This window comes from Streptomyces sp. NPDC042638 (genome assembly GCF_040647235.1).
GTDB classification, from domain to species: Bacteria; Actinomycetota; Actinomycetes; order Streptomycetales; family Streptomycetaceae; genus Streptomyces; species Streptomyces rameus.
This window is the reverse complement of sequence record NZ_JBEZBT010000039.1, coordinates 49,604-68,499: the sequence shown is the minus strand read 5'-3', so window position 1 is coordinate 68,499 and position 18,896 is coordinate 49,604. Positions and strand designations below refer to the sequence as shown.

The 18,896-nt window shown below is 70.6% G+C and carries 21 protein-coding genes and 3 pseudogenes; 7 read left to right on the top strand and 17 right to left on the bottom strand.

Going from position 1 to position 18,896, the window contains the following annotated elements; all coding sequences use genetic code 11:
- Positions 1–72, top strand: a pseudogene (locus AB0B40_RS26850) (hypothetical protein); the annotation flags it as partial.
- Between the two features lie 428 nt (positions 73–500).
- On the opposite strand, the gene AB0B40_RS26845 reads toward AB0B40_RS26850, so the two are convergent.
- A complete protein-coding gene (locus AB0B40_RS26845) occupies positions 501–1,181 on the bottom strand; it encodes a hypothetical protein (protein WP_362266000.1) in 681 nt (226 codons plus the stop codon).
- Positions 1,182–1,333: 152 nt separating this feature from the next.
- Here AB0B40_RS26845 and AB0B40_RS26840 point away from each other — a divergent pair, with 152 nt between their 5' ends.
- Positions 1,334–1,474 (top strand): hypothetical protein, encoded by a 141-nt coding sequence (locus tag AB0B40_RS26840; RefSeq protein ID WP_345058272.1) that lies wholly within the window; start codon positions 1,334–1,336, stop codon positions 1,472–1,474.
- 242 nt (positions 1,475–1,716) lie between these two features.
- Here AB0B40_RS26840 and AB0B40_RS26835 read toward each other — a convergent pair whose 3' ends face one another.
- Positions 1,717–2,070 (bottom strand): hypothetical protein, encoded by a 354-nt coding sequence (locus AB0B40_RS26835; RefSeq protein ID WP_345058090.1) that lies wholly within the window; start codon positions 2,068–2,070, stop codon positions 1,717–1,719.
- Positions 2,071–2,452: 382 nt separating this feature from the next.
- On the opposite strand from AB0B40_RS26835, the gene AB0B40_RS26830 reads away from it, so the two are divergent.
- The 3 genes from AB0B40_RS26830 to AB0B40_RS26820 all read left to right on the top strand — a co-directional run bounded on the left by AB0B40_RS26830 (position 2,453) and on the right by AB0B40_RS26820 (position 6,777).
- Positions 2,453–4,708, top strand: coding sequence for a helix-turn-helix transcriptional regulator (locus AB0B40_RS26830; RefSeq protein WP_362265982.1), 2,256 nt, complete (start codon positions 2,453–2,455; stop codon positions 4,706–4,708).
- A gap of 13 nt (positions 4,709–4,721) precedes the next feature.
- Positions 4,722–5,279, top strand: a complete 558-nt coding sequence (locus AB0B40_RS26825) for an XRE family transcriptional regulator (protein WP_345058094.1) — start codon at positions 4,722–4,724, stop codon at positions 5,277–5,279.
- Between the two features lie 130 nt (positions 5,280–5,409).
- Positions 5,410–6,777, top strand: a complete 1,368-nt coding sequence (locus tag AB0B40_RS26820) for a TniQ family protein (RefSeq protein WP_362265979.1) — start codon at positions 5,410–5,412, stop codon at positions 6,775–6,777.
- A 110-nt stretch (positions 6,778–6,887) separates the two neighbouring features.
- Here the strand turns inward: AB0B40_RS26820 and AB0B40_RS26815 are convergent.
- The 5 genes and pseudogenes from AB0B40_RS26815 to AB0B40_RS26795 all read right to left on the bottom strand — a co-directional run.
- Positions 6,888–7,238 (bottom strand): annotated as a pseudogene (locus AB0B40_RS26815) (DUF1330 domain-containing protein); the annotation flags it as partial.
- A 123-nt stretch (positions 7,239–7,361) separates the two neighbouring features.
- Positions 7,362–8,237 carry an MOSC N-terminal beta barrel domain-containing protein gene (locus tag AB0B40_RS26810; protein WP_362265977.1) on the bottom strand — a complete coding sequence of 292 codons (876 nt, stop codon included), beginning with the start codon at positions 8,235–8,237 and terminating at the stop codon, positions 7,362–7,364.
- Positions 8,216–8,857, bottom strand: coding sequence for a DJ-1/PfpI family protein (locus tag AB0B40_RS26805; protein ID WP_362265975.1), 642 nt, complete (start codon positions 8,855–8,857; stop codon positions 8,216–8,218). The genes AB0B40_RS26810 and AB0B40_RS26805 overlap by 22 nt, the downstream gene beginning before the upstream one ends.
- Positions 8,854–9,825, bottom strand: a complete 972-nt coding sequence (locus AB0B40_RS26800) for a GlxA family transcriptional regulator (protein ID WP_345058104.1) — start codon at positions 9,823–9,825, stop codon at positions 8,854–8,856. The genes AB0B40_RS26805 and AB0B40_RS26800 overlap by 4 nt, the downstream gene beginning before the upstream one ends.
- 32 nt (positions 9,826–9,857) lie before the next feature.
- Positions 9,858–10,166 carry a hypothetical protein gene (locus AB0B40_RS26795; protein ID WP_362265973.1) on the bottom strand — a complete coding sequence of 103 codons (309 nt, stop codon included), beginning with the start codon at positions 10,164–10,166 and terminating at the stop codon, positions 9,858–9,860.
- Positions 10,167–10,282: 116 nt separating this feature from the next.
- Here AB0B40_RS26795 and AB0B40_RS26790 point away from each other — a divergent pair, with 116 nt between their 5' ends.
- Positions 10,283–10,426: a hypothetical protein gene (locus AB0B40_RS26790; RefSeq protein WP_362265971.1), complete on the top strand. Its 144-nt coding sequence runs from the start codon at positions 10,283–10,285 to the stop codon at positions 10,424–10,426.
- Between the two features lie 801 nt (positions 10,427–11,227).
- Positions 11,228–12,217, top strand: a complete 990-nt coding sequence (gene rfbB / locus AB0B40_RS26785) for a dTDP-glucose 4,6-dehydratase (protein ID WP_345058110.1) — start codon at positions 11,228–11,230, stop codon at positions 12,215–12,217.
- Positions 12,218–12,391: 174 nt separating this feature from the next.
- On the opposite strand, the gene AB0B40_RS26780 is transcribed toward rfbB, so the two are convergent.
- The 10 genes and pseudogenes from AB0B40_RS26780 to AB0B40_RS26735 all read right to left on the bottom strand — a co-directional run.
- Positions 12,392–12,850: a hypothetical protein gene (locus tag AB0B40_RS26780; RefSeq protein WP_362265969.1), complete on the bottom strand. Its 459-nt coding sequence runs from the start codon at positions 12,848–12,850 to the stop codon at positions 12,392–12,394.
- A gap of 515 nt (positions 12,851–13,365) precedes the next feature.
- Positions 13,366–14,421, bottom strand: a complete 1,056-nt coding sequence (locus AB0B40_RS26775; RefSeq protein ID WP_362265967.1) for an NAD-dependent epimerase/dehydratase family protein — start codon at positions 14,419–14,421, stop codon at positions 13,366–13,368.
- Complete coding sequence (locus AB0B40_RS26770) at positions 14,418–15,173, bottom strand: class I SAM-dependent methyltransferase (protein ID WP_345058116.1); 756 nt, start codon at positions 15,171–15,173, stop codon at positions 14,418–14,420. Before AB0B40_RS26770 ends, AB0B40_RS26775 begins: the two co-directional genes overlap by 4 nt.
- Before the next feature lie 162 nt (positions 15,174–15,335).
- Positions 15,336–16,289: an amidohydrolase family protein gene (locus AB0B40_RS26765; RefSeq protein ID WP_362265965.1), complete on the bottom strand. Its 954-nt coding sequence runs from the start codon at positions 16,287–16,289 to the stop codon at positions 15,336–15,338.
- 30 nt (positions 16,290–16,319) lie between these two features.
- Entirely contained in the window at positions 16,320–16,616 is a 297-nt protein-coding gene (locus AB0B40_RS26760) for an antibiotic biosynthesis monooxygenase (protein WP_362265963.1), read from the bottom strand.
- A gap of 8 nt (positions 16,617–16,624) precedes the next feature.
- Positions 16,625–16,945 carry an antibiotic biosynthesis monooxygenase family protein gene (locus AB0B40_RS26755; protein WP_345058122.1) on the bottom strand — a complete coding sequence of 107 codons (321 nt, stop codon included), beginning with the start codon at positions 16,943–16,945 and terminating at the stop codon, positions 16,625–16,627.
- 1 nt (position 16,946) lies between these two features.
- Positions 16,947–17,678 (bottom strand): SDR family NAD(P)-dependent oxidoreductase, encoded by a 732-nt coding sequence (locus AB0B40_RS26750; protein ID WP_345058124.1) that lies wholly within the window; start codon positions 17,676–17,678, stop codon positions 16,947–16,949.
- 34 nt (positions 17,679–17,712) lie between these two features.
- On the bottom strand, positions 17,713–18,174 hold the full coding sequence (locus tag AB0B40_RS26745; protein ID WP_345058126.1) for a DUF1772 domain-containing protein: 462 nt from the start codon (positions 18,172–18,174) through the stop codon (positions 17,713–17,715).
- Positions 18,171–18,647 carry an SRPBCC family protein gene (locus AB0B40_RS26740; RefSeq protein WP_345058270.1) on the bottom strand — a complete coding sequence of 159 codons (477 nt, stop codon included), beginning with the start codon at positions 18,645–18,647 and terminating at the stop codon, positions 18,171–18,173. The genes AB0B40_RS26745 and AB0B40_RS26740 overlap by 4 nt, the downstream gene beginning before the upstream one ends.
- A gap of 6 nt (positions 18,648–18,653) precedes the next feature.
- A pseudogene (locus AB0B40_RS26735) lies at positions 18,654–18,893 on the bottom strand (phosphopantetheine-binding protein); the annotation flags it as partial.
- Positions 18,894–18,896 lie beyond the last annotated feature (3 nt).

Genomic DNA, 18,896 nt, shown 5'->3' with positions numbered 1-18,896 from the left:
CGTCTGTTCGAGGGCACCAACGTCTCTGAGAGCCGCGGGACGACGCAGCCCTTCGAGATCATCGGGGCGCCGTAGGTCGACGCGCGGTTCGCCCCCTGTCTTGCCGGACTCGCCCTGGGCCGCCAGGGACTTACCGGAATGGGCAGGGCCATGGCCCTCATGGTCGCCGCCGCCGGCGGCCCACGCCGGGCGCGATCGTCGCCGCGGGCGGGGGCCGGTTCTCCCGCAGGGGCCTCGACAACGCCCTGAACGGCCGGGCTCTGGCCAGCGAGCAACTGCTGATCGACGTCGCCGCGGCCATCGGTACCGGCGAGAGGGTCACCCGTGCCCTGCTGGACGGCCGCTCGCGGATCCTGGCCGGGCCGCCTGGGCCGCTGCCCTCCTACCCGTGCGCGGAGTTCGACTGGGCCGAGGAGCAGCGCCGGCGGAAGGAAGCTGCCCTGGCGTGGCGCGTCGAACCCGAACTCGACTGGTACGACCAGCATCTGCGCAACGATCCTTCAGATGATCGGCCAACGAGGTCCGCGGTCGGCGTCGTTGACCCACATGTACTGGGTGGTGCCGCTATCTGTGACGGTCATCCCGAAGTCGTACAGGGCGGGCTTGCCCAGAGCCAGCCACGTGTCCCAGGCCGCTTCCAGTTCGTCGGCCAGGCTGCGGGGGCCGCCCTGGGTGGCGACCGTACGGCCGTTGCCGATGGCCGAGAGCACGGCCCAGGACCGCTCGGTGTCGTGGATCCAGGCGTTGAGTCCGTCCGCGTCCCGGGCGAGGGTCATGCGGAGGTACGGCAGAGCGACGCGCAGTGCGAACCGCAGATGGACGTCGTCCTGGAGAGGGGCGAGGTCGCGGAGGAAAAACCCTTCCCCGTGGGATTCACTGCGCGCGCGGACCTGGGTGAAGCCGGGCTCGGCACCCACGGTGCGGCGGTCGGGCATGAACTGGGCCAGGCCCTGCACCCACCCGGTGGCGGACCGGACGTCGTCGGCGACGGTCAGCGCGATATGTCCGAGACGGCCCCACGGGGTGACGATCCGCCCGCCCGGCTTCGTCTGCTCGACCCACGCCCGCGGGATCCGTTCAACGGCGTAGGTGGCCAGAACGCGGTCGTAGGGGGCCGCGGGCGCCCATCCCTGGTTTCCGTCGCCGATCTGCACGTCCACCATGGCGCCGGCTGCGGCCAGGGCCCTGCGCGCCGTCGCGGCCAGAACGGGGTCTGCCTCGACACTGACGACGTGCCCCGGGCCGGCCCGCCAGTTCAGCAGGGGCGTTCCATCCGTTGCCCGTGCCCAGCTCCAGCACGCGGTGTCCGGGGTAGAGCAGTAGCGAGTCCAGCATGTCGGCCACCACGGCCTGGCTGGACAGGCTCGATGTCGGCAGTCCGTCCGTGACCTGGGTGACGGTCGCCGTATCGGGCCCGGGATACACCTCACTCGCCCAGCCGGCCGCATCCTGGCGGCGGTCGACCGGCACGTAGGCGTGCCCATCCCACCGCCACAAGCGCTGGGGGGCGAACCGGTGCCGGGGTAGTTCGTCGACGGCCCCGCGGATCCAGGCGGAGCGCTGCGGCCAGTCGCCCCGCTGGTCCATGGCAGCGGCCACGGACCGGCGGAGACTGTCGACGTCGGAGGTGATCACCACCGTGCTGGCCTCTTCTTGTGTTTGCCGTCGCTGGGCGGAGGCGGGGGAACCTGACCGTCGCTGTTACCGGGCGGCGGGTTACCCGAGCTCGGATCGGCCGGCGGCTTCTCGTGCTTGCCCGTCGTCTCCTCGTCGCCCCTGCGGACATCGCGGTATGTCATCATCCCGGCCCCTGCCGCCGCTGTCGGCCAGATGCCAGAAATCACCGGCGAGACGGCCGAAATCACCCTGAACTACCGCTTCGAGCTCGCTCGGGCATCCGCCAGCCGCCCGGGCCACGAGCGACTCGGCTCCGGCGGAGGCGGGCACGCCGTGCTGCCTGGCGGCATCGGCGCGGGTGCAGCCGTAGTCGGCGCACGAAGCCACGCCTGCGAAATGGGTGTTCTGGGTTTTCTCGATCTTGTTCAGGGAGTCGTAGGTGCAGATCACCATCAGCGCCGGGATGTGGTCTGCCCCCTCCCCCACGACCCGGCCGGGCCGATCTGGTGGCGGCCCGGGTCATGTCGACCGCCGACCCCTACGCGCTGGCCGGTCTAATGTCGGTCACCATGTGCTCCCCGAGGCCGTCACGGCGCCAGGCCAGCGCGGTCTGCGCCTCCAGTTCCAGCGTGGGCGGATCCGCCCGCCCGGGGTGGCCTTGGGCGGGAAGATTCAGCTCTTCCTCGATCCGGCAGCGTGAAGGTGCCGACGGTGGCCCCGTGCGGGCACCGTCTCACCCGCCCAAACCCCTCCGTACGGGAAATGCACGGGATAGGCGCACTAAAAGTACGTTGCCAGTTCGGTTCGTCGGTTAGGGTGAGGTCGGAGGTGCTTCATGTCCGAGTTGTTCGACGCGGTGGACGCGCTGGTGGCGTCCCGGTCGCCGCTGCCGCCGCCGACGGAGCGCAGGCGGCTGCGCCAGGCTCATGCGCTCACCCTCGACGAAGTGGCCGCCGCCCTGGGCGTGCGGCGCGCGACCGTCGGCGACTGGGAGACGGGCAAGACCGAGCCACGGCCGCCGCAGCGGGAGGCGTACGCCCGCCTGCTCAAGCAGCTCGCACAGCTCTACCCCGCCACGGAAGGCACCGGTGCACCGCGGGAAGACACCGCTGCGCCGCAGACCGCTCCCCCCGCACCGCCGAAAGCCCTGGCCTCGCCGTCAGGCCCGGAGCCCGATGCCGCGGCCTCGAGCGCGTCCGACACCACGGCGCCCGCTACTCCTGCTCCTGCACCTGCTGCTCCTCCCGCCCCGGCCGCGACGTCCCGGCCGGCGCCCGCCTCGCGGCCGACGACCGCCTCGCGCCGCCCGAGCGCGAAGAAGGCGGCCCCGGCACACTCGCCCGCGGCCGGCGGCGCGTACGCGCACGGTCCGCTGCTCGTCCTCGACGCCCACGCCGACCGGAACGTGACCGGCTACGGCGCCGGCGGACTGATCCTCGACGTGCCCGCCAAGTCCCTGCCTTCCCTGGTCGAGTGGACGCTGGCCGAGGCGCAGTTGGGGGCGGAGCGGCTGCACGGTTCGGGGAAGGACGCCGATCCGCTGTTGGTGCTCACCGAGGCGGCGTGCGAGCGCTATGGCCTGCCTGCCGCACTGTCGCACGAGGAGCGGCTTGCCGGGCGGCTCCCCGAGGGGCACAAGGTCATCAAGCAGCTTGAGCGTGCCGAGTGGAAGCTGACCCGGCGGGGGCTGGGGCCGTGGGCGCGGATCTACCGCCCCGCCCACGGCGGGCGGCGCCAGTGCGTGCAGCTGTGCATTCCCTCCTGGCACGCCCTCGATGACCGCGCCTGGGGCCACGCCGCCCAGCTCGACCCGGCGGAACTCGCACGGGTGCTGGGCCTGTACGCGACGCGGGTGATGACCCCGGTCGGGTCTGCGGCCGTCACTGGGCTGCAGCTGATGACCGCGCTCAACCCGCCCACCCGCGCGAGCGAGCCGGACGCCGACGGCCGGCGCCACTCCGAGCACCGGCCCGGCTCTCTCGGTACCGAGCCGATGGACCCGGCCCCCTGCGAGGCGCCCGACGGGCACCCGGTTCTCGCTGACCTGCCCCGTTTCCATGTCCGCGGCCCCGACGAGAAGCTGTTCGAAGAGGCCTACGACTGGGCGCGGGACCTGACCGACGCCGAGTGCATGAAGCGCTACCTGGTCGGCCTCGATGTGAACCTGGCGTTCGCCGCAGGCGCCAACGGTGCCGTCGTCGGCCTGGCCTCGCCGCCGGTCCACGTCACCGAGCCCGCCTTCGATGCGGCGCTGCCCGGCTCGTGGCTGGTCGACCTCTCCCACGTCGACCCGTCCCGGGTGAAGGTGGGCAAGCAGTGGCGGGACCTCGACGGGGACCTGCTGCCCAGCCCGTTCACGCCGACCGGCCGGCGCCCCGAGGGCCCGGCCTGGTACGCCACCCCCACCGTGGCCTACGCGGTGGAACTGGGCTACGAGGTGGCCCCTGTGGAGGCGTGGGTGCGCCGCGAGAGCGGCCGGTTCCTGGACGGCTGGTACAAGCGGCTGCGCGACGCCTACGTCACCACCATGTCGGATCTCGGGGTGGGCGAGAAGCTGTCCCCGGCCGAGTTCCTTGAGGCGATGGACGGCTACAAGAGCCGTGATCCGGAGCTGGGAATCGTCGTGGACGCCGTCAAGATGACCGTCAAGGGCGGCATCGGCAAGCTGCGGGAGAAGGCGCGCGGCGGCGGCTGGAAGCCGGGACAGCCCTGGCCCGCCCTCGCCCGCCCGACCTGGCGGCCCGACATCCGCGCCGCCGTGATCTCCCGGGCCCGGATCAACATGCACCGCAAGATGCTGCACCTGGCCGCGGCAACAGGACAGTACCCCGTCGCAGTCCTCTCGGACTGCGCCGTCTACGCCGCCGACGGCCCCAGCCCGCTCGACGTCCTGCCCTACGACACCGACGGCAAGACCGTGCCCGGCAGCTTCCGGCTCGGCGTCTCCCCCGGCATGGTCAAGCACGAAGGCACCCAGAGCGTGCTGTGGGGCGCCGACGTGCTCGAACAACTCGCCAATGACGGCCACGTCGCCAACCTCGCCCGCTACATCAAGACCGGCGAGGTCACCACCAAGGACACCGGAGAGTAGGAGAGTCACGGCGATGGTCACGGTCGGGGAGGAACTCGACAAGGCGGTTCAGGGCGCGTTCACGCGGCCCATCCCGAAGACCGCCGGAGCACAGATGCGCTACCTGGTCCGCCAGCATCAGCGCAGCACCCGGCGCGTGGCCGAGCTGCTCGGCATCAGCCAGCGCACCGTCGAGCGCTATGTGAAGAACCAGATCAAAAAGCCCCGCCCGGAGCTCGCCGACCGCCTCGAGCGTGAGGTCCGCGTGCGCTGGCAGCCGCAGATCAGGGCCAAGGCCAAGCAGGCCGCGGCCACCACGGGCGGCATCATGATCGATGTCCAGGGCCGCTTCGGCTACACCGCCGCCCCCGGCAGCACCGACGACGCCCGCGTACGCCACCTCACCGTCGCCCTGCCCCCACGGCACGCTGCCCGCCTCTTCCAGGCCCAGGAGGCCGGTCTCACCGACGACCAGCTCCGCCAGATCGCCGCCGAGGCCCTGGGCGAGGTCTACTTCCGCGACAGCGGCCGCCGCGCCCACGGCCTCGAAGTGGAGCTCACCGACCTCCTCGACCTCGACTTCGAGCTGTAGCCCCTCAGCGCGTCGCAGCGCAACGAACAGCGCGGCGCGCCCGGCACAAGCACTGAAGCAGGAACAGGAACAGGAACAGGAACAGGAACAGGAACAGGAACAGGAACAGGAATCGGCATCAGGGAGAGCTGTGGCAACAGGGGTGGTGCGGACCGTGCCGCTGGCCGGGGAGCTGATCGCGTCACTGATCAACCGGGCCGCGGCCCGCTACGGTCTGGCGGCCGCCGGTGTGCTGCGGCTGTGGACGTGCCGCAACTCCCCCACCCGGCACGACGGCGGCAGCGTACGAGCCGACGCGGAGGTCGTGCTCAACGAAGCCGGGCGAGGTGTGCTCGCCGAGCTGTGCGGGGTCGAGCCTCAGGTCCTGACGCGCGCTTTACCGGCGTTCACCGTGGATGATCCCAAGATCAGCACCGGCCGGGAGGCCGGGGTGGCGCAGGCACGGTGGCGGGCGGCGGGCGCGGTGGCGGGGCCGGCCGCCTTCGGCTGCCGGCTGTGCACCGCGCGGCGCACCGGACAGGCACTGCGGGCGGTGCGGTATCTGCCGCGCTGGCAGCGGGTCTGCCTGCGGCACGGGCGCTGGCTGCTGGACGCGGACGCCGACCAGCCGCTGGAACACCTCGATGTGCGCGGCGCGGCGGAGGTGGTGGCCGCGCAGCGGCGGTGGCCGGGCGTGGCGCGGCGTGCGATGCGGGCCGGGGTGGAGCCGGAGCAGGCGGTCACGGTGGCGTACGCGGTGGTGGCCCGCTGGTGGGAGCAGGCCCTGTACTGGGAGCGGGAGGAGATCTGGCCGTGGCGTCTGCACCAGCTGGCGGGCGGCAGCGTGGGGGCGGACTTGGCACGGTGGCGGATTGTGGGCCGGGACGCGGCCATCCTCCCGGAGGTGGTGGCCGTGGCGGGGGCGCTGCTGGAACCGGCGATGGCCGAGGTGGCCTTGCAGGCAAGCGGCGGGATGCGGCCTCGGGTGCGGGACGCCGACGATGCGTTCTGTTACCGGCTGGGCAAGCGGGTGGGCCGCACCTGGCCGGGACCCGAACTTGCAGCCGACCACGGCAGCCCGCTGAACGACTTCACGGGCGCCATCGTGCGCGCCCGCCGCCACGAGACGGGACCGCCGGGCTGGCGGGAGGGTCCGTGGCACCTGAAGCGGGAAGAGCAGCCCGCAACCATGGCGGCAGAAGCCCAGTCGGGCGGCTCGGGTACCCGGTGGCGGGCCACCGTTCCTGCCGAACAACGGTTCCGGATCACGCAGTTGGTCGACGAGGCGCGCGAACAGCTGGTGGAGTTGCGCGGCGTGCACAGCGGCGCCACCGCCGAGGTGGCCCGCACGCTGCTGGAGCACCTCAGTCAGAGTGCCGAGCTGATCGACCGGGCCGTGCTGCATACCGCCGCCGCGGCCGTCGCGTCCCGGGTGGTGCTGGAGGAGGTGGCGCAGTGGTCCCGTCCGCCCGCCGAGGAGCTGGCCGCGGTGTTCGCCCTGGGTGAGGGCGAGGACTGACACAACGGCCTGCAATGGGCACGTGAAAGTGCGGGACTCTGCACTGACACCGGTGCCCGGGCGCGGCACCCTGGGTGCCGCGTGCAGCCCAACGTCCGGCGATGCGCGTACTAAACCTGCCCCTCGGTCATCTGCACCCGGAGTTTCGCCGAACGCTCACGAGGGTCGTAATCAGGGCCGACGCCTTCGACGAACACCAGGTCCCCGTCGATGTGATCGCTCCGCAGTCGCAGGATCTCCTGGTACGCGGCCGAGACGTACCAGGCGCGGGCCGCCGCGAGGTCGGGGAACTCGATGAGCACCATGCTGCCTGGCCAGGTGCCTTCGACCACCTCGGCTGGTGGTCCGTGAACCAGGAAGCGGCCTTGAAATGGGTCCAAAGTGTCCTGGATGCGTTCCAAGTACTCCAGGACGTCGGGGTGGTGCCGTCGGTTTCGTAAGTGTGCGAAGCCATATGAAGGCCCGTCCGCTTCCCCTCTTCGCTTGGCTACGACGTCTCAGCTGTCCATGCGCTCAGTGCGCCATGTTCCTACGGGGTATGCGGTCAGGACCGCTTGTGCTTCGCGCACGGCATCGGTCACGGCTCACGACTCGGCCTCGCCCCATTCGTGCACGGTCACCTCGTCGCCGACTGACGGCTTCCCCGGTCGCACCACGGAGTACTTCGCGCCGAACACCACGCCTCCGTTCGTCACTCGGCGGTAGCGTGCGAGGGCGCGCAGCGGTTCCCGTCCGTCGCGGATACCGGCTTCCTGGTTGACCAGCGTGACCGCGCAGCGTACCGCGAGCTTGGCATAGCCCAGTTCGGCTGCGTTGATGCGGATGCGGCGTGCGCGGTCCTCAGTGTGCGGAATGTCCGCCCAGTCTGCGCTGTCACTGCCCTGCCCTTTGCCGCTGTCGACGACGATGTTCGGGCGGAAGCGGTCCATCGACAGGGGCGGAGCACCGTACTCGGTGGCCATCCGCTGGTTGAGGCACGGGAGGGAGGAACGGGACAGCAGGTGTACGGCGCTGCTGTCGGCGTAGCCGGAGGGGCCGGGTATCCAGCCGTCGGCGATCCGGTCGTGGTCCGGCGGCACGCGGACCAGGCGGCTGGCCGTGCCGAGGAATTCCGACAGCCAGGCGGCGGCTTCGTCACCCTGGTCGATGCCCTGGAAGGTGGCGCCGAACAGGTCGACGTCGCGGCGCGCCGCGGACGTGGTGACGTCGAGGTGCACGGTGCCGTAACTGCTCGCTGTGTGGACCGAGTCGAGTGTGAGCCGGCCGCCGTCGTGGCTGATGGTGGGCTGGATGAGGGCGAGCCGTGGGTGGCGGCGCTGGGTGCGGTAGACCCCGTCCTCGCTGACCACCATGAAGGTTCGGTCGTGCGCGAGGCCTGCCGGGGTGAGAAGTGCTTCCTGTGTGGAGGTGCCTCTGCAGCCCTTGACGGGGTAGCAGACTAGGTCGACGACGCGGGCCATGTGGCTCCTCCTTCTGCGGTGGGCTGTGGCTCGTCGGCGAGGTAGGGAGGGGCGGGCTCGTACTGGATGTAGCGGCGCACGGCTCGGGCGTGGTCGCGGCCGTGTAGCCGGCCGATCAGCCACAGGGCCATGTCGATTCCGGCGGACACGCCCTGGCTGGTGACTACGTGGCCGTCGACCACGTAGCGTGCGTCGCGGACCACGGTGATCTCCCCGCGTGCCTCGAGGGTGTCTTCGAAGGCATGGTGCGTGGCGGCACGACGCCTGCGGGCCGGGCCGGCTTCGTGCAGCAGCAGGGCTCCGGTGCACACGCTGGTGGTCCAGGTGGCCTGGGCGGAGGTGCCGCGGATCCACTCGATGAGTACCGGGTTGGACACCTGGGTCCGGGTGCCGTTCCCGCCGGGCACGAGCAGCACGTCGAGCGGGGGGTGGTCGTCGAAGGTGTGGTCGGGCAGGACCCGCATGCCCTTGTTGCAGCGAACGGGGCCTGGCTTTTCGGCGATCAGCACGGTGGTGTCCCGCTGCTCGCGGACCATGGCGGAGGCCGTGAAGACCTCCCAGGGGCCGACGAAGTCCAGTTCCTCGACTCCCTCGAACAACAGCAGCCCATAGGCCGTCACGCGTACTCCTTGATGGATCGGAATCTGTCCCGGTACTCGGACGGTGCGATGCCGAGGTGCCGGTGGAAGCTTCGTCGTAGCGTCTCCGCCGTGCCGAAGCCGCAGCGGTGGGCCACGGCTTCGACAGGGTCGTCGCCTTCGACCAGGGCCCTGCGTGCCGCCTCCACGCGCACTCGCTCTACGTAGGCCGCTGGCGGCGTGCCGAGTTCTGCGGTGAAGCGGCGCTGGAGATGACGCGGGCTCAGCCCCGCCTGGGCGGCGAGGTCGACGATGCCGTGGCGGGCCCGGGGGTCTTCGTGGATCGCCGACACCGCCGCCCGTATCGGATCGGTGGACGGCTGGCGCGACCACAGGGGCACGCTGAACTGCGACTGACTGCCCGGCCTGCGCAGGAACAGCACCAGTTCCTGGGCCACGGCGTGGGCGGTGTCCCGGCCGAGGTCGTCCTCGACCAGGGCGAGTGCGAGGTCCATGCCGGCGGTCACACCGGCCGAGGTCCACACCCGCCCGTCCCTGAGGAAGATCGGGTCGCAGTCCACCCGCAGTCCGGGATGCTGCTGGGCGAGCTGCTCGGCTCGGCTCCAATGGGTGGTGACGCGGCGGCCTTCGATGAGCCCGGCGGCCGCCAGCAGGAACACCCCGCTGCACACCGAGGTGACGCGGCGGGCCGACTGCCCTGCCACGGCGATCCACCCGGTCAGCGCGCTGTCCTTCACCGCCTGGTCGACGCCGTCGCCGCCCACCGCCACCAGGGTGTCGATCCCCTGCGGATCCAGGTCGGTCACGCTGTGTCCAGCGTGCACGGGCAAGCCGCTGCTCGACCGGACCGGGCCGGCAACGGGGGCCAGGACCTGGCAGTCGTACTCCCCCGCGAGCGTCCCCGCGTACTGGAACACCTCATGAGGACCGGCCAGATCCAGGGCCTGGAAACCTTCGAAGATCACGAAGACGATACGGCGTCGTTGCACGTTCTGAGCCTGCTGTGTTCACCGCGACGGCGTCAACGACGTCCACCCCACGATCCGCGCCATCGCGAAGGGTTGTCGATACACGTATGGATCAGGGCGAGGAGGCTTCGGCGCAGCTGTTCGGAGGTGAGCCGACGCGGAGCTGCCGCGGTCAGCTGGTTGAAGACCATGCCGTCCAGGACGGCGACGAACGCGTTGGTCTGCGCCGCCGGGTCGGGTGCGCCCGCCGCCGTGAGCAGGTTCGCGGCCATGGCCCGGCGCCGACCGCCCGCGGCGTGCAGGACGGCTTGGAGTTCGGGACGGCGGGGCGCTTCCAGGGCGAGTTCGTAGCGGGCGAGCATGCGTTGACTTTACTCATGGACTACCGCGCCTCGCGTCTCAAGAAGCTCTGCCTGCCGACCTGAGCAAGGCAGCCGCGCCCATGGTTACCTCCTGGATACCGCACTACGGTGGCCTTGTGACCAAGCTCCTTGCGGGCGGTCCCGGCGGCCAGCACGACACCGACGACGAACCGCTGGGCCCGTTCGGGCAGGTTGTGCAGGTCCACCACGGTGACCTGCTGCTGGGAGGTGTCGATGGTGCGAAACGGGGTGGTCGGTGACCGTGCTCAGGTCGCCACGCAGCAGGGACCCAAGCGGCCGCTGGGACGATCACAGCCGCCGCACGAACGCGTTCAGCGTGCCCAGGCCGGGGGCCGGGCCCGCCCAGTCCGCGCGGGTGAGGTCGTCGGTGACCTTGTTGCAGATGAAGTCGACCAGGTCCGGCCAGGCGCGGAGGATGTTTCCGCCGATGGTGACCGCGCCGTCGTTGCCTGCGGGCCGGCGCGGGCGCCCAGGGCGCCCGAGGTGAATGGCGAGTGCAGCAAGAACAGGGCGAAGCTGGTCTTGGTGGCCACTCCGGAGATACCCGAGGTCGATACGTGGGCGCCGCGGGTGCCGTCGAGGAACTCGAGGTTGTCAGGAGAAGCAGGAGCGCCGCGCGAGGCGTGACGATCTTCCCGCCCCGCCCCGAGGGCGCCCGTGCCGCGTGGGCCCATGGGGCATGTCCGGCAGTTGGGCTTCGACTTCGTCGGGGAATCTGGAGCGCCTGGTGTCTCGTTGGCATGCGGGGTACCGCTTGGTGGCGGGGATGGTGTAGCGGTTTTCCGCCGATGCCTGGCGCGGCGGCAGCCCGAGGGGCACACCGGCCGCTTCGTCGATGCCAAGGTCACCGCCAACGCAGCACCTGCACTCCTGCCCCCCATGTCAGCACGGCGGCCCGGAAGCCAGCGGACGGCCCTGCCGCGAACAGCCAACGTCTCATGCGAGTACGGCAGTTCTGCTCGCGAATCTGCTCACGACGTCCTCGGCGATCCCGGTTTTCCGCCCGAACGACGGTCAGCGTCGTCTAGATTGTTGCGTCTATGCGGATACTTGTCACCGGCGGAGCCGGCTTCATAGGGTCGCAGTTCGTACGGGCCGCTCTGCTCGGGGAGTTGTCCTGCGGCACGGGCGCCCGGATCACGGTCCTGGACAACCTGACGTATTCGGGCAACGAGATGAATCTGGCGCCGGTCGCCGGACACCAGGGCCTGGTCTTCGTGCGCGGCGACATCCGCGATCCGGCGGCCGTGGACGAGGTGATGGCCGGTCAGGACGCGGTGGTGCACTTCGCGGCCGAGTCGCACGTGGACCGCTCGATCGCGGACGCCTCACCGTTCGTGACCACCAATGTGCTGGGCACGCAGGTCTTGCTGGACGCGGCGCTGCGGCACAAGGTGGGCCGGTTCGTCCATGTCTCCACCGACGAGGTCTACGGCTCGATCGCCGAGGGCTCGTGGAGGGAGGACACACCGCTGTCGCCCAACTCCCCGTACGCCGCGTCCAAGGCGGGCTCGGACCTGGTGGCGCTGAGCTACCACCGTACCCATGGCCTGGACGTGACGGTGACGCGCTGCTCCAACAACTACGGCCGCTACCACTTCCCGGAGAAGATGATCCCGCTCTTCGTCACCCGGCTGCTGGACGGCGGCAGCGTGCCGCTGTACGGGGACGGCCGCAACGTCCGCGACTGGCTGCACGTCTCCGACCACTGCCGCGGCATCGACCTGGTGCTGCGGCGCGGCAGGCCGGGCGAGGTCTACCACATCGGGGGCGGCACCGAGCTGTCCAACCGGGAGCTGACCGAGCGGCTGCTGGCGGCGTGCGGGGCGGGGCGGGACCGGATTCGGCACGTCGCCGACCGCAAGGGCCATGACCTGCGGTACTCCCTGGACACCTCGAAGATCAGGAACGAGCTCGGGTACGAGCCACTGACCGGCTTCGACGAGGGGCTGGCCGACACCGTGGCCTGGTACCGGGACAACCGGCAGTGGTGGGAGCCGCTGACCGCCCGGGCAGAACTTCCGGCGTGACAGGCCGACGTCGGCTGGTGCCCGCACCTTCGTCGCCACGGTGCTGACGCACGTTCAGCTTCGGTCGAGTACGGCTCGCCTCACCGACCGGGCACCGCGCGCGACCCGTCGAACCAACCGGGTCCGCGGCACGCGGCGGTGCCTGTGCGGCACCCCACCGGGCAGCCCGAGCCGCTACAGCCGTCGCCGGTGGAAGTAGCGCCGGACAGGGTCGTCCGCATGACTGGCGAGATGCCGCTCTGCTGTCGCTCTGAGGCGCGGGTGCAGGTCGGGCTGCCTCCCAAACCCGACGGCTGCGATCAGATCGGCCAACTCCTGGTGTTCCTCCATGCTCCGGGTGAGCGACCAGGAGTGAACGGCGGACGCGTCGTCCACGTCGGGCAGCAGGGTGTCCACGATCGCAACGGGTATCCGGTCGCTGTTCTGGTAGGGCGTCAGGCGCCCGAGATGGGGTTTGAACACGACAAACCGGTGGGCCAGTCGTGCCACGCCATGGAACATCCGTAGGTGCAGTCGTCGCTCCTCCTCGGCGCAGAGCACGTCGAGCGCCGACAGATACCGTCCCAGTAACAGCGCGGGTGACTCGTGCGGCACCACGCGCCACAGGGCCCTCGGCGTGGGCGGCGAGTTCACGCAGCACGTCCGTGAGGGTCCCGCTGGGTATATGCTCCGGCTCGACGCCGAACTGGGAGAGCGGAAGAGGCCTGAGGCCGGGCACCAGATCGACCGGGAGCAGGCGCTGGATCCGCTTGGCCACCTGCGGGTCCAGCGCTTTGCGTGTCGGCCCGTAGCTCATCAACCCGTCGGCGTAGACGTGGATGGGGCTGTCGGAGAAGATCTGGGCAGCGGTGTGGGACGGTCGGCCCTGGATGTTCGTACGCGATCTCGATGTCCCCTGTACCCAGGTTCCACGTTTTCTGATCAGTCATGACCAGGATGCGCCGGTGCTCCGACCGTCGCCCGAAGAGCCCCGCCCGAACCGCGGCGGTCACGGTGGCGGCCGCATACTGCGGGCAAGCGCAGAATAGTTGCGTGGCGGCCGTAGGTCGCCGTTGCTCCCCGACGGTTCGTGTGCCCCCCGAGGCTGGAGGAGGCCGGGCCGTCGAGGCCTGAGCCGCGGCACACCGGCGGGTGCCGCGGCGCCGGCGTCAGGTCGGCAGTCCGCTCATCGGCGCCGTCGCGAACTCCTCCATCCCTTCCTCGAAGCTGATCCGGGGTCGCCACTTGAGCTCGCGGATGATCCGGTCGGGCGAGGCCACGATGTGCCGGACGTCGCCGATCCGGTACCTCCCGCAGGCCACGGGCGCCGGCGCCCCTGCCGCCTTGGCCAGGGCGTGGGCGACGTCGCCGATGGTGTGCGGGGTGCCGCTGGCGACGTTGAATGCCCGGTGCCCGGTGCCCGTCCACCGTTCGGCGGCCAGGCTGGCCTCGGCGACGTCCTCGACGTGCACGAAGTCGCGCAGGGGCCCGCCGTCCTCGTAGACCACGGGTGCCTCTCCGCGTGCGACGGCACTGCGGAAGACCGCCGCCACGCCCGAATAGGGGCTTTGGTAGGGAATGTTCGGCCCGTACACGTTGTGGTAGCGCAGAGAGACGGCCTGGCCCCCTGTCTCGTTGGCCCAGACGCCCACCAGGTACTCCTGGGCGAGCTTCGTCACCGCGTAGATGTTGCGGGGCGGGTCGGGCGGGTCGGTCTCGCTGACCGCGCTGGACACCAGCTCGGTGCCGCATTCCGGGCAGCGCGGTTCGAACCGCCCCGCGTCCAGATCCTCGCGACTGCGCCGGCCCGGCAGCACCCGGCCGTGCGCGGCGCAGTCGTAGCGGCTGTCGCCGTAGATCGCCACCGAACCGGCCAGCACCAGCCGCCGCGTCCCGGCCTCGGCCATGGCGGCGAGCAGGTTCGCCGTTCCCAGGTCGTTGCAGCTGACGTGGTGGCGGGCGTCAAGGATCTCCCGTCCCCGGCCGATCACGGCCGCGTGGTGGCTGACCATGTCGACGCCGTGCAAGGCGGTCTCGACGGTCTCCCGGTCGCGCACGTCACCCAGGACGAACTCCACACCGTCGGGCAGGGGTGGGGGAACGCGCTGCCGGTGCGTGTCGCTCAGCAGCGCGTCCAGGACCCGTACCTCGTGTCCCGCCCTGGTGTAGGCATCGACCACACGGCGTCCGATGAACCCGGCCCCTCCGGTCACCAGCACCTTCATGGGCGGGGTCCACCGTCGACTCGGCATGCGAAGCCCATGAAGTACCGCTCCTTGCGTACCTCGAGCACCTCGTCGAAGACCGAGCGCAGCACGGCCACGGCCTCGTCGCTGGGGGTGAGTTGGGTACGGTAGGCACCGGTCTTGAGGCGGCCCGCCGAGGCCCGGATGATCATTGCCGTGCCCAGGAACGAGGCGGTGCGCGTCAAGTGACCCGCGACGCCGTAGCGCTTGCGCTGGAACTCGTGGAAGTTGTCGCCGGTCCACAGGTTGCCGATGAAGATGCCGCCGGGCTTCACCATGGAGCGGAGCCGGATCAGCACCTGCCTGAGGTCTCCCAGGTGGTGGATGGCGTCCAGGCACTGCACCAGGTCCGCCTGTTCCAGGCCGTTGTCGGCCCAGAAGTCGCCCTCCACCAGCCTGAGGTCGTCGTGCTTGACCCGCTGCGCCGTGCGTGCCAGGCCCTCGGCGGAGATGTCGATCGCGGTGATCTCGACAGCGGGCGTCAGCTTCGCGGCCATCTCAGTGAACTCACCGGTGCCACAGGCCACTTCGATGACCGACTTGGCGTCCTGCCCGTGGGCACGCAGCAGATCGGCGATCGTCTCCTTCTGGGTCAGGAACTCGGGCCGCAACTGCACGTGCTGCTCGGCTGCGGCGCGGTCCCAGAAGCGTGCGGCCCAGTACTCCCGGCCGTCCGGGGGGAAGCCCTCCAGCAGTGCTCGGCCGCTTCGAGCGAATAGTTCTGCCAACATGTCCGTCCTCCAGGAGCAGTGGATCGACACGAAAAAGCGTCAGACGCCCACCTCGGGGGGTGGTCCAGCCGTGGTAGTCCACGCGGTTACAGCGGCCCACGCGTCCGCCCTCACCGAGCGCGGACGACGCATGCCGCCAGGCCCCCGGCGGGGCCGCGCGGGTCATCCTGCGATCGGCTCCTTCCGCGCGACCGCCGCGTCCGCGCCTGCCGTGGCCCCGAACAGGCGCAGTGCGTTGTCACGTTCGATCGGTCGGCGAGCAGCTTCCGGCAGGGTCCCAAGCGCCTGAGCGCAGGAGGCGACGGGCCCGGCCGGCGCGGCGCACCAGTCGGTCCCGAACAGGATCCGCTCCGGCCCGGCGACCGCCAGGAGCAAGGTCAGCGCGGACGCGCCCACCAGGGCGGTGTCGTAGTAGAAGCGCCGCAACGCGGCCCGCAGGCGGGCCGGTTCGATGCCGTAGAACGCCTCGCCGAGCACCTCGATCCGTTCGGCGGCGTACGGCAGGAAGCCGCCGCCGTGCGCCAGGACGAAGGAGATGTGCGGGTACCGCTCCAGTGCGCCGGACCTGATGAGGCCGATGGCGCCGCGCGTGGTGTCGAGCAGGAAGTCGGCCAGGACGGGGGGCGCCGCCTCGACGGGCCCGCCCGGCAACGTCATCGGGTGCACGAGCACCACGGCGTGGCGGCGGTTCAGCTCGGCGAGGAGTGGTTCGAACAGTTCGTCGCCCAGGTAGTGGGATCCGGCGTGCGGCACCAGGACGACACCGTCGGCGGCGAGTTCGTCGTAGACGAAGCGGAGATGGTCGAGGGCCTCGTCGAGGAACGGCATGGGCAGCGCGGCGAGCAGCCCGAACCTGCCGGGGTGGTCGGCCGCCAGTTCGGCGACGGCCTCGTTGGCCCGGCGGGTGAACGCGGACGCCTGCCGAGCGTCCGTGAACAGGTCCCCCGGGATCGGGTTGGACACCACGGCACGTGCGATGCCGTGGGCCTGCATCACCTCAAGGGTGCTCTCCAGGGACCAGGGGAGCGTGAACCGGGCGCCGTTCTCCCTCATCAGCGCGGCGATCTTCGGCACGATCGCGTGGTGGTGCACATCGATGCGGCGCGGAGCGCTCATCGTCTGCCTCCTGTGGCCGTCGGGCCCGTGTCAGTGCTCCGCCCGGACCTCGTACAGGCCGAACGCCGATCCGGCTGTCCGGTTCTGGTACGGCCGCAGCGGTGCGGTCGTGTCGCGATGGTGTGGCCCGTTCTCCCAGGCATGGAAGGCGTCGGCGTCGTGCCACTCGCTCAGCACGGCCCACTCCTGCGGCGCGGCGAGGCCCTGGAGCAGCTCGTTGCGGAGCAGCCCGGGGGTGCCCGCCAGTTCGCGGCTGACGCGGTGGTAGAGGTCCTCGACACGGTCCTCCTCCCCGGGAGCGACCCGTAGGTGGAGCAGTACCCGCACGCCCCCCTTCATCCCGCACCGCCCTTGCCGGTGAGCCGGTGCAGCAGGTGCATGGTCGTCATCTCTCCCTCACAACGGTACGGTGCCAGAGATCTGCGGTGTTCCTGGTGGCTCGTGCCGCGTTCGTAGGCGAGGAAGGCCTCCTTGCTGACCCAGTCGCTCACGACGTAGTAGGCGCCGTCCCCCTCGCCGCGGGACAGCTCCTGGCCGGCGTTGCCCGGGTCGTCGGCTATGCGGGCGGCGCCCGCCAGCCATGCCTCCTGGAATTCCTTCTCCATGCCGGGCCGTATGGGCATCCGCAAGGTGACGCGGTAGAGCTCTTCCGCCATCTCAGATGCCCCCGTCGACGCTGACGGTGGCACCGGTCATGTAGGACGCCAGGTCGCTGGCGAGGAACAGCACCACGTGGGCGAGCTCCTCGGGCGTGCCCAACCGCCCCAGGGCGGTCATCTTCTGGTAGCGGGTGCGCACCTCCTCGGACAGCTCGGCCTCGGTCTGGATGACACCCGGGGACAGGACGTTGACGCGGACGCCACGGGGCCCGAGCTCCTTGGCCAGCGACCGGGTCAGGCCGATCAGCCCGGCCTTGGCCGCGGTGTAGTGGGCGCGGTGGTGGATGCCGGCCAGTGCGGAGCCTGAGCCGACGTTGATGACCGAGGCGCCGGGGCCGAGCAGTGCGACGGCTCGGTGGACGATGTCGTAGGCGGCGGTCAGGTTGGTGTCGAGGATCTCGCGCCAGCCGTCCATGCCGAGGTCCTCGATGGGAACGTGGGTGATGCGGCCCGCGTTGTTGACCACGACGTCGAGCCCGCCGAGGCGTTCTTGGCAGGCGTCGACGAGGCGCTGGACGTCTTCGGTCCTGCTGACGTCGGCCGTCACGAAGTGGTGGTCGCCGGGCGTGGCCTTGAGCTCGCGCGCGAGGGCGTCGGCTGCCTCGCCGCCGGTGCGGGAACACGTGAGTACGCTCGCTCCGGCCTGCGCGAACGCACGGGTGATCGCGGCGCCGATGCCACGCGTTCCGCCGGTGACGAGGACACGTTTTCCGGACAGGGATATGTGCATGGTGTGCTTTCCCCTCCTGGGGAGCAGTGGGGGCTCAGCCGAGCCGGACGGTGGCCACGATGTTGGTCGCGAAGGCGAGCAGCGCGATCGATGTGCGGGTGGTGTTCCAGGCCCGCCACCTGCGCCGCGGATCGGTCGCGGCCCAGTCGGGGGGTTGCGCGGCGGGGCTGAGGGACTTGACGTACCGGTTGACGGGGACGTTCTTGGTGACGGAGATGCCCATCACGCACAGCAGCAGTGCGCCCGCGGTGGCGAATCCCGCCTGGGCGAGGCCGTCCCCTGCCGTGAGCGCGAGGAGCAGGTCCATCAGCACGGTCAGGCCGTTGGTCAGCGGCATGACGGGGTCGAAACGGGGCCACAGGAAGTGCACCGTCTGCACGTACCGCTCATAGGGCAGAGTCAGCATCAGCGGCACGATGCCGATGACGGTCGCGGTCATGATCCCCGCCGCGATGCCGTTGGTGAGGAGCGCGAGAGGGGCCAGTACGGTGCTCATTCAGGCCGCCTGGCGCGCTGCTCGACGAGTTCCTTGATCCGTTCCATCTGGATGAGGGTGTTGCGGTTCATCCGCTCCTCCATGGCCGCGTCGTCGAGCGGGGCCTGCGGGTTCAGGTGGAAGTCCTGCACCCACCGCATGTGCACGCCCTGCGGGGTCGTGCGGTACTCCCAGAAGATCTCCATGTAGGCGAAGGGGCCGCGTTCCACGCGGTGTGCCCGGACCGTGCCCCTCTCCTTGTCCATGCGCCGCTCGGAGACCCAGCTCCACTGGGTACCGTTCTCGTCGGGCACCGTCGTCAGCCGGAAGGTGACGGTGTCGCCGTCGCGTTCGAGGACTTCGGCCGAGGCGTATTCGCTGAACAGCTCCGGCCAGGACGGTACGTCGTTGGTCAGCTCCCAGACCAGTTCGTAGGGGGCGTCGATGACGACGCTGTTGTCGACGTGGCCCGCGCTGGAGGCGCCGTTGACCAGGGCGACGACCTCGCGGGGCGTGCGCGTGATCTCGATGACGTCGTCGGGGTCGTTCACCCGGTGCTCGGATTCGAGCACCGCGGTGATCTCCAGCATGATGAGCGAGTCGAAGCCCAGTTCCGCGAAGGTCACGTCGAAGATGTCGCCGTCGACGGCATCAAAGTCGCCCGCGGCTTTGCGCAGCACGCCCCGCAGGTCGTCGAAGGTGAACCCGGTCACCCGGGTGGTTCCGTTGTCCGTTGACATTGC